This is a genomic window from Aeromonas hydrophila subsp. hydrophila ATCC 7966 (genome assembly GCF_000014805.1).
Classification (GTDB): Bacteria; Pseudomonadota; Gammaproteobacteria; order Enterobacterales; family Aeromonadaceae; genus Aeromonas; species Aeromonas hydrophila.
On sequence record NC_008570.1, the window covers coordinates 2,632,398 to 2,645,386 of the forward strand.

Annotated in this window: 8 protein-coding genes and 8 tRNA genes; 4 read left to right on the forward strand and 12 right to left on the reverse strand. The window is 62.1% G+C overall.

The genetic code is table 11. The features are described 5' to 3' along the window. The first annotated feature begins 13 nt into the window (after window positions 1–13). The 3 genes from tpiA to AHA_RS12045 all read left to right on the forward strand — a co-directional run bounded on the left by tpiA (window position 14) and on the right by AHA_RS12045 (window position 4,346). Window positions 14–769 carry a triose-phosphate isomerase gene (gene tpiA / locus AHA_RS12035; RefSeq protein WP_011706224.1) on the forward strand — a complete coding sequence of 252 codons (756 nt, stop codon included), beginning with the start codon at window positions 14–16 and terminating at the stop codon, window positions 767–769. A gap of 147 nt (window positions 770–916) precedes the next feature. After that, on the forward strand, window positions 917–1,888 hold the full coding sequence (gene pfkA / locus AHA_RS12040) for a 6-phosphofructokinase (RefSeq protein WP_011706225.1): 972 nt from the start codon (window positions 917–919) through the stop codon (window positions 1,886–1,888). A 1,201-nt stretch (window positions 1,889–3,089) separates the two neighbouring features. Then, on the forward strand, window positions 3,090–4,346 hold the full coding sequence (locus AHA_RS12045; RefSeq protein ID WP_011706226.1) for a M20 family metallo-hydrolase: 1,257 nt from the start codon (window positions 3,090–3,092) through the stop codon (window positions 4,344–4,346). Between the two features lie 81 nt (window positions 4,347–4,427). Here the strand turns inward: AHA_RS12045 and yjjG are convergent, their stop codons facing one another. The 10 genes from yjjG to AHA_RS12095 all read right to left on the reverse strand — a co-directional run bounded on the left by yjjG (window position 4,428) and on the right by AHA_RS12095 (window position 8,070). Next, window positions 4,428–5,108 carry a pyrimidine 5'-nucleotidase gene (gene yjjG, locus AHA_RS12050; RefSeq protein WP_011706227.1) on the reverse strand — a complete coding sequence of 227 codons (681 nt, stop codon included), beginning with the start codon at window positions 5,106–5,108 and terminating at the stop codon, window positions 4,428–4,430. An 8-nt stretch (window positions 5,109–5,116) separates the two neighbouring features. After that, on the reverse strand, window positions 5,117–6,613 hold the full coding sequence (locus AHA_RS12055; protein WP_011706228.1) for a M17 family metallopeptidase: 1,497 nt from the start codon (window positions 6,611–6,613) through the stop codon (window positions 5,117–5,119). Window positions 6,614–6,785: 172 nt separating this feature from the next. Next, window positions 6,786–6,862 (reverse strand) — tRNA-Met (locus tag AHA_RS12060). A 97-nt stretch (window positions 6,863–6,959) separates the two neighbouring features. Further along, a tRNA-Met gene (locus AHA_RS12065) sits at window positions 6,960–7,036 on the reverse strand. 96 nt (window positions 7,037–7,132) lie between these two features. Beyond that, a tRNA-Met gene (locus AHA_RS12070) sits at window positions 7,133–7,209 on the reverse strand. Window positions 7,210–7,305: 96 nt separating this feature from the next. After that, window positions 7,306–7,382, reverse strand: a tRNA-Met gene (locus AHA_RS12075). A gap of 96 nt (window positions 7,383–7,478) precedes the next feature. Next, window positions 7,479–7,555, reverse strand: a tRNA-Met gene (locus AHA_RS12080). A 96-nt stretch (window positions 7,556–7,651) separates the two neighbouring features. Beyond that, window positions 7,652–7,728: transfer RNA gene (locus tag AHA_RS12085), tRNA-Met, on the reverse strand. A gap of 96 nt (window positions 7,729–7,824) precedes the next feature. Continuing rightward, a tRNA-Met gene (locus tag AHA_RS12090) sits at window positions 7,825–7,901 on the reverse strand. Window positions 7,902–7,993: 92 nt separating this feature from the next. Continuing rightward, window positions 7,994–8,070 (reverse strand) — tRNA-Met (locus AHA_RS12095). Window positions 8,071–8,266: 196 nt separating this feature from the next. Here AHA_RS12095 and glgX point away from each other — a divergent pair. Continuing rightward, the gene (gene glgX / locus AHA_RS12100) at window positions 8,267–10,330 is read left to right on the forward strand and encodes a glycogen debranching protein GlgX (protein WP_011706229.1); all 2,064 of its coding nucleotides are present in this window, start codon (window positions 8,267–8,269) and stop codon (window positions 10,328–10,330) included. Between the two features lie 70 nt (window positions 10,331–10,400). On the opposite strand, the gene AHA_RS12105 is transcribed toward glgX, so the two are convergent. Further along, entirely contained in the window at window positions 10,401–11,120 is a 720-nt protein-coding gene (locus tag AHA_RS12105; RefSeq protein WP_011706230.1) for a hypothetical protein, read from the reverse strand. Between the two features lie 209 nt (window positions 11,121–11,329). Next, complete coding sequence (locus tag AHA_RS12110; RefSeq protein ID WP_011706231.1) at window positions 11,330–12,967, reverse strand: ATP-dependent endonuclease; 1,638 nt, start codon at window positions 12,965–12,967, stop codon at window positions 11,330–11,332. Between the last annotated feature and the right edge of the window lie 22 nt (window positions 12,968–12,989).

A 12,989-nucleotide genomic window follows, 5' to 3' on the forward strand; every position in this document is an offset into this window, starting at 1 on the left:
GGAGATATACAAGATGAGACAGCACCTGGTAATGGGTAACTGGAAACTGAACGGCACCAAAGCTTCTGTCGAAGCTCTGATCAAAGGACTGACCCCGGCTGCTGCCGCTCATCCTTCTGTGCAAGTCGCCGTCTGCCCGCCGGTTATCTTTTTGGGTCTGGTTGAGCAACTGACCGCCGGCAGCAAGATTGCCTACGGTGCCCAGAACGCCGACGTTCACGAGTCCGGCGCCTTCACCGGCGAGAACGCTCCGTCCATGCTCAAAGCCTTCGGTTGCACCTACTCCCTGGTCGGCCACAGCGAGCGTCGTACCCTGCACGCAGAGACCGACGACGTGGTTGCTGCCAAGTACGAAGCCATCCAGAAAGGCGGCCTGATCCCCGTGCTGTGCATCGGTGAGACTCTGGCTCAGTTCGAAGCCGGCACCACCAACTCCGTGGTCGAAACCCAGCTCAAAGCCGTGATCGACCGTTGCGGTATCGCCTCCTTCGAGAACGCCGTCGTGGCTTACGAGCCGGTATGGGCCATCGGTACCGGCAAGACTGCCACTCCGGAAATCGCTCAGGCCGTTCACGCTCACATCCGTCAGTACCTGGCCGGCTTCGACGCCGCCGTGGCTGCCAAGGTACAGATCCTGTACGGTGGTTCCGTCACCGGTGCTACCGCTGCCGACCTGTTCGGTCAGCCGGACATCGACGGTGGCCTGGTGGGTGGTGCGTCTCTGAAAGTGGACGACTTCTCCCAGATCATCGCTGGCGCGGCCAAGTAATCGGCTGCCATGGAGGGGGCGCTTGCCCCCTCCTGCATATCGCTTTTCCTATGGCAGCCGCCGCATCCCATAGGAAAGCCGATATAGTAAAAGTGGCTTGTCTCATTCAACCATTTCGTATTCGACAACTCAGATCCAGAGGCACTCATGACCAAACAAATCAAACGTATTGGTGTTTTGACCAGTGGTGGTGACGCACCGGGTATGAACGCAGCCATCCGCGCCGTGGTGCGCGCCGGTCTGCATCATGGCCTGGAAGTCTACGGCATCTATGATGGCTACCTCGGTCTGCACCAGGACCGTATCGTCAAGCTGGAGCGTCACAGCGTCTCCGACGTGGTCAACCGTGGTGGTACCTTCCTTGGCTCCGCCCGTTTCCCCGCCTTCAAAGATCCGAAAGTGCGCGCCGAAGCGATCGAAAATCTGAAAAAGCACGGCATCGACGCCCTGGTGGTGATCGGTGGTGACGGTTCCTACATGGGTGCCAAGAAGCTGACCGAAGAGGGTTTCCCCTGCATCGGCCTGCCGGGCACCATCGACAACGACATCGCCGGTACCGACTTCACCATCGGCTTTGATACCGCGCTGAACGTGGTGGTAGACGCCATCGACCGTCTGCGCGATACCTGCAGCTCCCACCACCGCATCTCCGTGGTCGAGATCATGGGCCGTCACTGCGGCGATCTGGCCATGTCCGCCGCCGTTGCTGGCGGTGCCGAGTACGTGATCGTGCCGGAAGTGGCGTTCGACAAGGACAAGCTGCTGCAACAGATCAAGGAAGGCGAAGCCAAGGGCAAGAAGCACGCCATCATCACCATCTGTGAGCACGTCACCGACGTGAACGCCCTGGCCAAGGACATCGAAGCCCTGACCGGCCGCGAAACCCGTGCCACCATCCTGGGCCACATCCAGCGTGGCGGAACCCCCACCGCGCGTGACCGCATCATGTCCAGCCGTATGGGCGCCTACGCCGTCGAGCAGCTGCTGGCCGGTCACGGTGGCCGCTGTGTCGGCATCCAGCGCAACGAGATGGTGCACCACGACATCATCGACTGCATCGAGAACCTCAAGCGCCCGTTCGATCAGGAGCTCTACGATCTCTCCACCACCCTGTTCTAAGCCCCGCTTTCAGGTTGCTGTGACAAAAGCCCTCCACTGGAGGGCTTTTTTATTGAGCCCTGCTCGCCACGCCCGGGGCCATGACACCACCTCGTTGCAACCATCCCTGCGCTCCTCGCAGTACTTCCTCTGTTTATCGCCTGCCCGCCCCCTTCTTCGGGCCACTTGACCCGTTAACCGGCTCAACCGACATTACTTCGGTTAAGGGCTGAAACAACGCGGTACACGGCCCTCTGCAGTCCGGCTTCTGCCGAGAACAGCACCACCTCTCTGCACACTCTTCTTGTCCTGCACCTTGGCGTTGCCGCCAGCAGGCGTCCCATCGGGCCGCCAATATGCCGAAAAAAGGTCCGAACAGAGACGAAAAGTGGGCCGACAGAGCACCATCAGCAGAGGGGATTTTGCAAAAAGACGGGAAGAGACATGTCAGAAGGTGGCGTCACGACAGGGAAAAACCGCTCGACTGCGACAAAAACATGTTGGAGACGGAAAATGGCGCTGAGAGCAGCCCAAACCATGGCGGGGTCATCACTCCCCCCTAAAAATCGTCTTTTTTTGCCGACATAATTTTAAAAAAACAAAAAAGTCTCATATAAACCCCATCATTAACATCGCAATGAAATTACTTAATTCATTGTTTTAATTGAAATAACTAAATAGACAACTTCTCTTTACCGCATAGCATGACCATCAAGACGATTAAATGAGCTTAAAAATGCAAAAATGAAGCTTTCGATGCGCACTAGACATATTCAAGCCAATAAATGCAATCTACTATTGTTTTACCGCACAATTGTGGTATCTTGGTTCCATCAACAGTCAGCCAAGGGAGACAAAAATATGAAAGAGTTTGTGGTTACTGCAGTTTTTACTGTGTTTTTCACTCTGGTTGCCGTCTCTCTGCCGTCACTGTCACAGCTTTGAAGCGGTTAGTTGCCCACCCAATGATCCTGATGGGCAACGACAGGCATCGCCACGCTGGTTAATTCACCGCTTAATGTCATTTTTTGGTGGTTCATCGAAAACAGCGACCAATACGGCCATTAGTACGACCAAGCGAACATAATTACAGCTGCCTGTCAGAGGTAGCCTGTCAACAGGGGGAGCCAGTGGCTCCCCCTGTTGCATTTGCGTCTGCGGGATTTACTCTTGCCCCCCTGCCCGTCACAATGTCCGCTGGATTCGCCATGCAGGAATTACCATGACACAAGATGCGCTAAGCCATTGGCGTCGTGATCTTCATCGTCTGCCCGAAGCGGCCTGGTGTGAATTTCGTACCAGCTCCCTCATTGCCCACCACCTCAGTGAACTCGGTTTCTCCATCATGCTGGGCGACAAGCTGCTGGCCAGCAACCTCATCATGGGCCGCAACATCGACGTGCAGGCCCAGAAGGAGCGAGCCCTGCGCCAGGGTGCCCATCCGGACTGGCTGGGCAGGATCGAAGAGATAACGGGCGTGATGGGGCTGTGGGACAGCGGCCGTCCCGGCCCGACCCTGGCCTTTCGCTTCGACATCGATGCGGTGGAGGTCGAAGAGAGCCAGGATGAGCTGCATCCCCCCAGCCAAGAGGGGTGGCACTCGCGCAACGCTGGCTGGATGCACGCCTGTGCCCATGATGGCCATACCGCCATCGGGCTGGTGCTGGCCGAACGGATCGCCGCCCTCGCCGATCGGCTGAACGGCCGCATCAAGCTGTTCTTCCAGCCCGCCGAAGAGGGCTGTCGCGGCGGCAAGGCGCTGGCCGCCGGCGGTCAACTCGACGACGTGGATGCCCTGCTGGCGCTGCACATCGGCATTCATGCCAACAGCGGCGAGCTGGTGGTCAATCCCACCGAGTTTCTCTGCTCCACCAAGTTCGACGTGGAGTTCATGGGGCGTGCCGCCCACGCGGGGCTTGAGCCCAACGCCGGCAGCAATGCGCTGGCGGCGGCCTGCATGGCCACCACCGCCATGCTCGGCATCGCTCGCCACCGCGATGGCATGACCCGCATCAACGTAGGCCAGCTCCATGGCGGCAGCGGCCGCAACGTGATCCCGGGTCACGCCCTGTTGCAGGGAGAGACCCGGGGCGCCACGCCGGCCCTCAACGACTACATGTTCAGCCAGGTGCAGCAGATGGTGGAAGGGGCAGCCATGATGCAGGGCGCCACCTACCTCATTCGCAAGCAGGGTGAAGCCATCGGCATCGACAACAGTCCGACCCTGCTCGAAGAGATCATTCCGCTCGCCCAGGCGCTCAAGCTGGAGACCATCCATACCCGCCGTTTCGGCGCCAGCGAGGACGCGGGCTTTCTCATCGAACGGGTGCAGCGAAGCGGTGGCGAGGCGGCCTACCTGATCCTGGGTGCCAATCTGGCGGCCCCCCATCATCACCCGGAGTTTGACTTCGACGAGGCCGTGCTGGCTCCCGGCGTGGCATTGCTGGAGTCCTGGTTGCTGGCTCGCCTCGGCCGCTAGCAAACAGCCGGATACAAACAAGGCAGCCCGTGGGCTGCCTTGTTTTTTTCACCCCTTGTGTGGCAAGGGGCTCGGTTGCATCTACTGTCCCAGCACGATGGCCGAGAGGTGGGCGAAGTGGTGGATCTCGTGGGTCGCCTCGCACGGACCATCCTGGCGAGCCGGGTTGTACCAGCAGGTTGCCAGCCCCTGCGCCGCGGCGCCGGCGATATCGGTCTTGGGGTTGTCCCCCACCATCAACACCCGCGCCGGATCCGGGCGCTGCATCAGCTCGAGGGCATGCTGGAAAATGGCCGCCGCCGGCTTGGTCACCTGTACCTCGTCCGAGATCACCAACGGCTCGAACCACGCGTTCCAGCCCAGCTTGTCGAGGCGACCGCGCTGCGGCAGGCTGAAACCGTTGGTGATGATCCCCATCTTTACCTTGCTCTTCAACGCCTGCAGGGTCTCCACCACCCCCTCCAATGGCATGCTCAGGGCGATGATCTGCTGCAGGAAGGTATCGTTCATCGCCATCGGTGCCACGTCCACCTGTTCGGCAAACAGGGAGAAACGGGTCTGCTGCAGGTGGGCGGCATCGATCTCGCCGGAGTTGTACTGCTGCCAGAGCCGGTGGTTGAGGGCATGGTACTCCGCCATCTTGGGCGGGGTCGGCGTCACGCCGTAAATGTGCAGCGTCTGTTCCAGCGCCTGGGCGACCGGGAAATCGAGCAGTGTTTCGTCCAGATCGAACAACACCCAGTCATAACTTGGTACTTTCACGGGATCCCTTACTGTTCTGGTTGATCAAATTCATTGCGCCGCCCCAGCGGGCCGGCCAGCAGATCCAGTGTCAATCTGACCCCGAATCCGGTCACCTCGCTGCTGACCACGCCATTGCCGCCCTTGTTGCGAAAACCGCTCAAATCGAGGTGCAGCCAGGGGGTCTGGGCGGGGACGAAGCGGCTGAGGAAGCGGGCCGCATCGATGTGATCCGGCGACGAGCCCGGCGCACACTGTAACAGATCGGCCCACTCGCTATCGAGGTTGTCGTCGTAGTCCTCATCCAGCGGGAAGGGCCAGATCCGCTCGCCGCTGCGCTGGCCAAGATTGATCAGCTCCCCCAGCCACTGGGGGCGGTTGGTGAAGGCGCCGCTGTAGCGGCTGCCGAGTGCCCGCTTGCAAGCCCCGGTCAGGGTGGCGTAGTCGATCAGCAGATCCGGATTGTCCTTCACCGCCATGCAGAGGGTATCCGCCAGCACCATGCGCCCTTCGGCATCGGTGTCCACCACCTCGATGGTGGTACCGTTGAGGGCAGTCACCACCTCCCCCGGCCGATAGGCCAGCGGGCCTATGTGGTTCTCGGCGATGGCAAGCCAGCAGTGCACCTCATAGGGCAACCTGGCCCGACTGATGGCGTGGAGCGTCCCCAGCGCCACCGCGCTGCCCCCCATGTCCAGGTGCATGCCATACATGCTGCCGGAGATCTTGAGGTTGTAGCCGCCCGAATCGTGGCAGATCCCCTTGCCCACCAGCGCCAGCCGCCGCACCGCATTGGGCGGGCAGTAGCTCAGCTTGACCATGGCGGCCTGGTTGTCTTCCGAGCCGCGCGCCACCGCGATGAAGGCCCCAGCCCCCCGCTCGGCGAGCTGGGCCTGATCGTACTCATGCCACTGCCACCCTTCGCTCTGGGCGAGCTGGCGTACCCACTCCCGGTAGCTGCGGGCTGTCAGATCGGAGGCCGGCGACACCGCCAGATGGCGCGCCAGACCGTTGCCCTCCGCCTCGGCATAGATCCGCGCCAGATCCAGCACGCAATTGGGGGACACCGCAATCTGCTGGTAGCGCCAGGGATCTTCGCTGCGATGCTTGTGACTGGGCAGCGGCACGTTGGCGGCCAGCAAGGTGGCCAGCACCAGTTCGGCCAACAGCGTGGTATCGGCCTCGTCAAAGCCTTCCAGGTGCAGCCCCAACCGCTCGATCTTGAGCCCGGCCAGCGGCGCAACCCAGCCGCGCGCCTGCTTGTAGAGGGCGTGATCGCGCGCGGGGTGTGCCGGCAGGAAGATCAGCAATTGCAGGGTATTGTGCAGCACCAGGCTGTAGGGCGCTTTTTGCCCCAGCGCGATCTGGGCGCCGACGGCGGCAAACTCGGGCAGGGCCAGCAGGCTTTCGCGGCGATCTTCGGCGCAGATCAGCAGATTGGCGGCCAGGCCGTTGGTGAGGACGGCAGCGAGGCCGGCGTCGTGAATGTCGATCTGCGGCGGCAGATAGGTAAATGGTTGCATCATTGGGCAAGGCCCTCATCCATGAAGAGATACCAGTGATGATACCCAACAAAGCGGGGTCACAGCCAGATTTGCACTTGAAAATCAATATCAAGCGTGAAGGCGGCACAAAGCAGAAAGACCGCGAAGGCGGCTGGATGAGAAGCTGAGGATTAGCGTAATAGAGAAAGGAAGTTGGTTGCGGGGGCCGGATTTGAACCGACGACCTTCGGGTTATGAGCCCGACGAGCTACCGAGCTGCTCCACCCCGCGTCCGAATTGTACTGCCACCACAAGAGACAGAGCAGATGCCCCTTGCTGTCTTCGTCTCCACCGCAGCGCACTAGCGCTCGCCATGGACACAAATAGTTGGTTGCGGGGGCCGGATTTGAACCGACGACCTTCGGGTTATGAGCCCGACGAGCTACCGAGCTGCTCCACCCCGCGTCCGAATTGTATTGCCACCACAAGAGACAGAGCAGTTGCCCCTTGCTGTCTTCGTTTTCACCGCAGGCGCTAGCGCGTGCCATGTACACAAATAGTTGGTTGCGGGGGCCGGATTTGAACCGACGACCTTCGGGTTATGAGCCCGACGAGCTACCGAGCTGCTCCACCCCGCGTCCGAATTGTACTGCCACCACAAGAGACAGAGCAGTTGTCCCTTGCTGTCTTCGTTTCCACCGCAGGCGCTAGCGCGTGCCATGTACACAAATAATTGGTTGCGGGGGCCGGATTTGAACCGACGACCTTCGGGTTATGAGCCCGACGAGCTACCGAGCTGCTCCACCCCGCGTCCGAATTGTACTGCCACCACAAGAGACAGAGCAGATGCCCCTTGCTGTCTTCGTCTCCACCGCAGTGCACTGCACTTGCCATGGACACAAATAGTTGGTTGCGGGGGCCGGATTTGAACCGACGACCTTCGGGTTATGAGCCCGACGAGCTACCGAGCTGCTCCACCCCGCGTCCGAATTGTACTGCCACCACAAGAGACAGAGCAGTTGCCCCTTGCTGTCTTCGTCTCCACCGCAGTGCACTGCACTTGCCATGGACACAAATAGTTGGTTGCGGGGGCCGGATTTGAACCGACGACCTTCGGGTTATGAGCCCGACGAGCTACCGAGCTGCTCCACCCCGCGTCCGAATTGTACTGCCACCACAAGAGACAGAGCAGATGCCCCTTGCTGTCTTCGTTTCCACCGCAGACGCGAGCGCTTGCCATGGACACAAATAGTTGGTTGCGGGGGCCGGATTTGAACCGACGACCTTCGGGTTATGAGCCCGACGAGCTACCGAGCTGCTCCACCCCGCGTCCGTATTTTTTCGTTCAGGCTGAGCAGTAGCCTGTTCGAATTCTCTTGTTTATCAAACCATTGCAAGGCAATCCTGATACAAGAACTCAGATGGTTGCGGGGGCCAGATTTGAACTGACGACCTTCGGGTTATGAGCCCGACGAGCTACCGGGCTGCTCCACCCCGCGTCTGAGGTCGCCAATAATAGGCGCCGGCGCTCAGATTGCAAGTAAATATCCTAAAAAAACTTCATTCGAAGATTAAACCGGCACAAATCGCAGGAATTTGCAACAGAGCGCCGATTTTTCAGACAAGCAGGTTTGGGGCCAGCTTGGCGCACTACACTCAGATGGTTTGTAACTCCTCGTTTTGGGTAGGTTTATCATGCGCATCTCCGCCGGTCATTGCCGTCAATTGGGGGCCACACCCGAGCACGACGGCGTCAACTTCGCCATCTGGGCTCGCCTCGCCAGCCGGGTCGAACTGCTGCTGTTCGCCAGTGCCGACGATACCACCCCTGAGGTGATCCCTTTGTCACCCCGTCTCAACCGCACCGCCTACTACTGGCACATCCATATAGAGGGCATCGAGCTCGGTCAACGTTATGCCTATCGCATCCAGGGCCCCTGGCGCCCCTACTACGGTACCCGCTTCGATGCGGACAAGGTGCTGCTGGATCCCTATGGCCGCAGCATCGAGCTGGGTGCCAACTACGATCGCTGGGCGGCGGCCCGCCCCGGCAGCAACCTGGCGGAGTGTGCCAAGAATCGGGTGGTGGACACCCGCCACTACGACTGGGAGGGGGACAAGCTGCCCGCCCACTCCCTCTCCCGCTCGGTGATCTACGAGCTGCACCTGGGGGGTTTCACCAAGTCGCCGAGCTCAGGGGTCGACCCCACCCTGCGCGGCACCTACCTCGGTCTCATCGAGAAGATCCCCTACCTGCAATCCCTCGGCGTCACCGCGGTCGAGCTGCTGCCGGTGTTCCAGTTCGATCCCCAGGACTCCCCCAAGGGGCTCTCCAACTACTGGGGTTACAGCCCCATGTCGTTCTTTGCCCCCCACGCCCAGTACGCCAGCGGCGAGGATCCCCTCACCGAGTTTCGCGACATGGTCAAGGCGCTGCACCGGGCCAACATCGAGGTGATCCTGGACGTGGTCTACAACCACACCGCCGAGGGAGGCGACGATGGCCCCACCTTCTCGTTTCGCGGCATCGACAACGAGGCCTACTACATCCTCGACGCCAATCAGAAGGACACCAACTATTCGGGCTGCGGCAACACCTTCAACGGTGCCCACCCGGTGGTGCTGCGCATGATCATGGACAGCCTCCACTTCTGGCGCCAAGAGATGCACGTGGACGGCTTTCGTTTCGACCTGGCAGCCATTCTGTCGCGGGACGAGTCGGGCCAGCCCCAGGCCAATGCGCCGACCCTGCGCACCATCGATACAGATCCCCGCATCGCCGACATCAAACTCATCGCCGAGGCCTGGGATGCGGGGGGCCTCTATCAGGTGGGCAGCCTGGCCGGCGCCCGCTGGCGCGAGTGGAACGGCCAGTTCAGGGACGACGTACGCCGTTTTCTGCGCGGAGATGACAATGCGGTGATGCCCTTCGTGGAGCGGCTGTGCGGCAGCCCGGACATCTACCACTACCATCACGCCGATCCGGAGAAGAGCATCAACTTCGTCACCTGCCACGACGGCTTCACCCTGTGGGACTGGGCCAGCTACAACGGCAAGCACAACGACGCCAACGGCGAGCAGAACCGGGATGGGTGCGATCACAACTTCAGCTGGAACCACGGCCAGGAGGGGCCGAGCGAGGATCCCCAGATCAACGCCCTGCGGCTGCGGCAAGCCAAAAACATGATGGTGGCCACCCTGCTCTCGGTGGGCTCCCCCATGCTGCTGATGGGGGACGAGGTGCTGCGTACCCAGCACGGCAACAACAACGGCTACTGCCAGGATAACGACACCTGCTGGATGCAGTGGCAGCCCGACGCCATGGGCCAGGAGATGTTCCGCTTCATGAAGGAGCTGATCCAGTATCGCAAGCACCTGTTTCAGCGCCCGGAGCAGGAGAGCATGCCGCTGTCGCTGACCGAGATCCTGCGCCACAGCGAGATCTGCTGGCACGGGGTCAACGCCGCCCAGCCGGACTTCAGCCCTCACTCCCACGCCATCGCCATGTCGGCCCTGTCGAGCGAAACCCGGCTGGCCCTCTACGTGCTGTTCAACGCCTACTGGGAACCGCTCACCTTCAACCTGCCAAGCCCCCCCAAGGGAGTCGGCGGCTACTGGCGCCGGATCCTGGATACCGCCCTGCCCTCGCCCGAGGACATCAGCACCTTCGGCATGCCGCTGGAGGGGCTGACCCGGGAGTACCTGGCCCAGCCGCGCAGCAGTTGCCTCTTCATCTGCGGCGCCGACGACTTCTACTAAGGGACGGCTTGCGGCCAGCAAAAAGCCCACCCCGGGCAACCGGGGTGGGCTTTGTCATGACGCCAGTCTGTCAGGCCAGCTGGTGCAGCACGCTGGTCGCCGCAAGCTGGGCGATGATGAGACCGCACAGGGCGGTAGAGACCACCACCGGCGCCGTCTCCTGCTGGCGATAGAGCGGGCTGAACCAGAGCAGCAAGGCCGCGATCAGCAGGGCAGCCTGAGTCAGCACGCCGGGGATCAGCGCATCGAGGCTGGCGTCATTCCCTTGCCAGCCCACCAGCACCGCCAGCCAGAGCAGACTCAGGATGGCGGCCACCAGCCCGGCCAGCGGCAGCAGGGTATTGAACGCCTGCAGGCGGTGACGGGCGCGCAGCAGCATCAGATGGGCGAAGGCCGCCCCCAGCAGCACCATCTGCAGCAGGCCGCCAAGCCAGCCCTGGATCTGCAGCAAGCCGATGCCATAGACCAGCAGCGGCATGGCCGGCAGCCAGAACAGGGTGGCCGGGATGGCGCGCTTGCCCTCCAGCCTGGATTGGGCCAGCGACAGCACCACCCCCAGGATCAGGGCGGCAGCCCCACTCCAGATCAGCCAGTCGGCCGCCTTGGCCTCCACCGCCAGCATCAGGGAGAGGCCGGTGCTCACCCAGACCGAGAAGAGCTGGGTGGTGATCCGCGAGCGCTGGCCCGGGCAGAGATCACCGCGCCAGAGCACCAGGCCCAGCGCGATGAGGGCCCCCAGCGCCATCAGGCCAGTCAGGGGAAAGAGCCAAAAAGGGAGTTGGACGAACATGACGCCTCCAGCAGCAAGGATTCAGAACGCGCCGATGGGCGCCGGATGAAGGGGCCGAGTATACCCAAAGCCGCCGCCATCCCCAATCCCTGCCGGGAGCGCATCCGCCATTGATGGCTGGCGATCAGACGCCGGCAACGGGCGCCGGCCGCCTTGCCTGCCAAGATTTCAAGGCCCTCGCCATCCGCCGCGGCCAGGGCTAGCTGCGCTCAGCCCTGGCCGCGGGCCAGCGCCACCACCCGGGCGAACATCTGGCGCAGCACTGGCGGAATGTGCTCGCCGCCGAGTCGCTCCGCCTCCTCCACCACCGCCAGCGCCATGCCCGGTTTGCTGCGATGGTGAATCGCCTTGTTGATGATGCGCCCGGCGTTGAGGGTCGAGCGCCCCCCCACGCCGGCTTCACGCCGGAACACCGCCTCGAAGCCGTTGTGATAGAGGTAGTGCTCTATGTCCGCCGCCGGCAACTGGGTCAGCCGATCCCGCTCCCGCTCGCCCTTGAGCAGAGAGCGGGCCGAGGTGGCGTACTTGACTCCCGCCTCGTCACCGTCGGTGAGCAGATGCCACTCGATGCCGAAATCCCGCGCCACCTTGATGAGCGGTGACTGGCCGCACTGGGCAAACTCGATGATCCGCACCCCCTCCGCCCGCAGGCTGTAGCCGCAGATCTGGGCAAGCTCGGAGAGCAGCCAGATCTCGGTCTCCCCCTCCACCAGCAGCCAGCAGCGGGCAAACATCGACATGGGGCGGTTGATGCGCACGTGGAAGGCTATCTTGCGCAGATCGTCGCTGCTGTAGCGCTCGCCCCCCAGCTGATGGCAGACGATGTCCTGCTGGCGGCGCACCAGCCGGCGGATCTGGTTGAGGGGCAGCGAGGAGAGCAGGTCCCCCGAATTGGTGGTGAGCAGCTTCTGCCCCGGCAGCTGTTCCAGCAGCCCCCAGGCCAGTGCCAGCATGGTGGGATGCAGGCGGCTCTCCGGGTCTTCCAGGATCATGATGGGGCGCGCCCCCTGCTCCAGCTCCCGGTTGCCCCGCGCCTGCAGCAGGGTGGCCGCCATGCCCGCCATCGCCAGTTGCAGCGCCCGGTTGTCGGCATTGCGCAGCAGCGCCTGCAGATTGCCGGGGTTGCGCAGGGTCATGGGGCGATTGACGATCTCCCGCTGGCTGCGCGGCTTGTTCTTGATGGGGGCCAGCGCGTTGAAGTAGTGATCCATCAGCTGGCGCACCGCCTGCAACGCCTCCTTGAGCTCTGGCTCGCCGATGCGCTGGGGCTCGTCGATCAGCTTGTCGGCCAGCTCGCTCAGCCGGTGCTCGGAGAGATCCCCCCACTGCAGGGTCTCCACCCCGTTGCGGGCGGTACGGGCATCCCGCAGCCGAAACACCGGGTTCATGGTGATGAGCAGGCAGACCAGCTCATGGGCATCGTCGATGGGCAGGCTCTTGCCGATGCCGTCGAGAAAGTCGTGGGTGGTGGTGACGGTGCCGTCACTCTGCAGTTCGGCGCTGGCGCGGTAGTGAATGCGGTGAAACTTGTCCTTGTGCTTGACCCAGGCCGCACCAAGTCTAGCCAGCCGGCGGGAGTGCAGGCACATCTGGGGTCTGTGCTCGCTGAAAGTGAGCACCAGTTGCAGGTGGCGGGCCGGCTCGAGTTCGGGATCTTCTGGCTGATGGAAATCATCGCTGCTGAACTGATAGGGCTCGGCATCCTGACCCAGAAGACACCAGAGGGCGCGCAGCAGGCTGGACTTGCCCCAGGCGTTTTCGCCGATGAGCACTGTGGTGTTGTCCAGCCCGAGCGAGAGGCGATTTATTCCGCGAAAACCTTTGACTTCAATGCGTTCCAGAAACATGCGGCCATATCCAGTCCATCCT

What these genes read in the sequence shown, in the direction of transcription:
- tpiA (WP_011706224.1), top strand. Translation starts at nt 14, where the DNA reads ATGAGACAGCACCTGGTAATGGGTAACTGGAAACTGAACGGCACCAAA.
- pfkA (WP_011706225.1), top strand. Translation starts at nt 917, where the DNA reads ATGACCAAACAAATCAAACGTATTGGTGTTTTGACCAGTGGTGGTGAC.
- AHA_RS12045 (WP_011706226.1), top strand. Translation starts at nt 3,090, where the DNA reads ATGACACAAGATGCGCTAAGCCATTGGCGTCGTGATCTTCATCGTCTG.
- AHA_RS12055 (WP_011706228.1), bottom strand. Translation starts at nt 6,613, where the DNA reads ATGATGCAACCATTTACCTATCTGCCGCCGCAGATCGACATTCACGAC.
- glgX (WP_011706229.1), top strand. Translation starts at nt 8,267, where the DNA reads ATGCGCATCTCCGCCGGTCATTGCCGTCAATTGGGGGCCACACCCGAG.
- AHA_RS12105 (WP_011706230.1), bottom strand. Translation starts at nt 11,120, where the DNA reads ATGTTCGTCCAACTCCCTTTTTGGCTCTTTCCCCTGACTGGCCTGATG.
- AHA_RS12110 (WP_011706231.1), bottom strand. Translation starts at nt 12,967, where the DNA reads ATGTTTCTGGAACGCATTGAAGTCAAAGGTTTTCGCGGAATAAATCGC.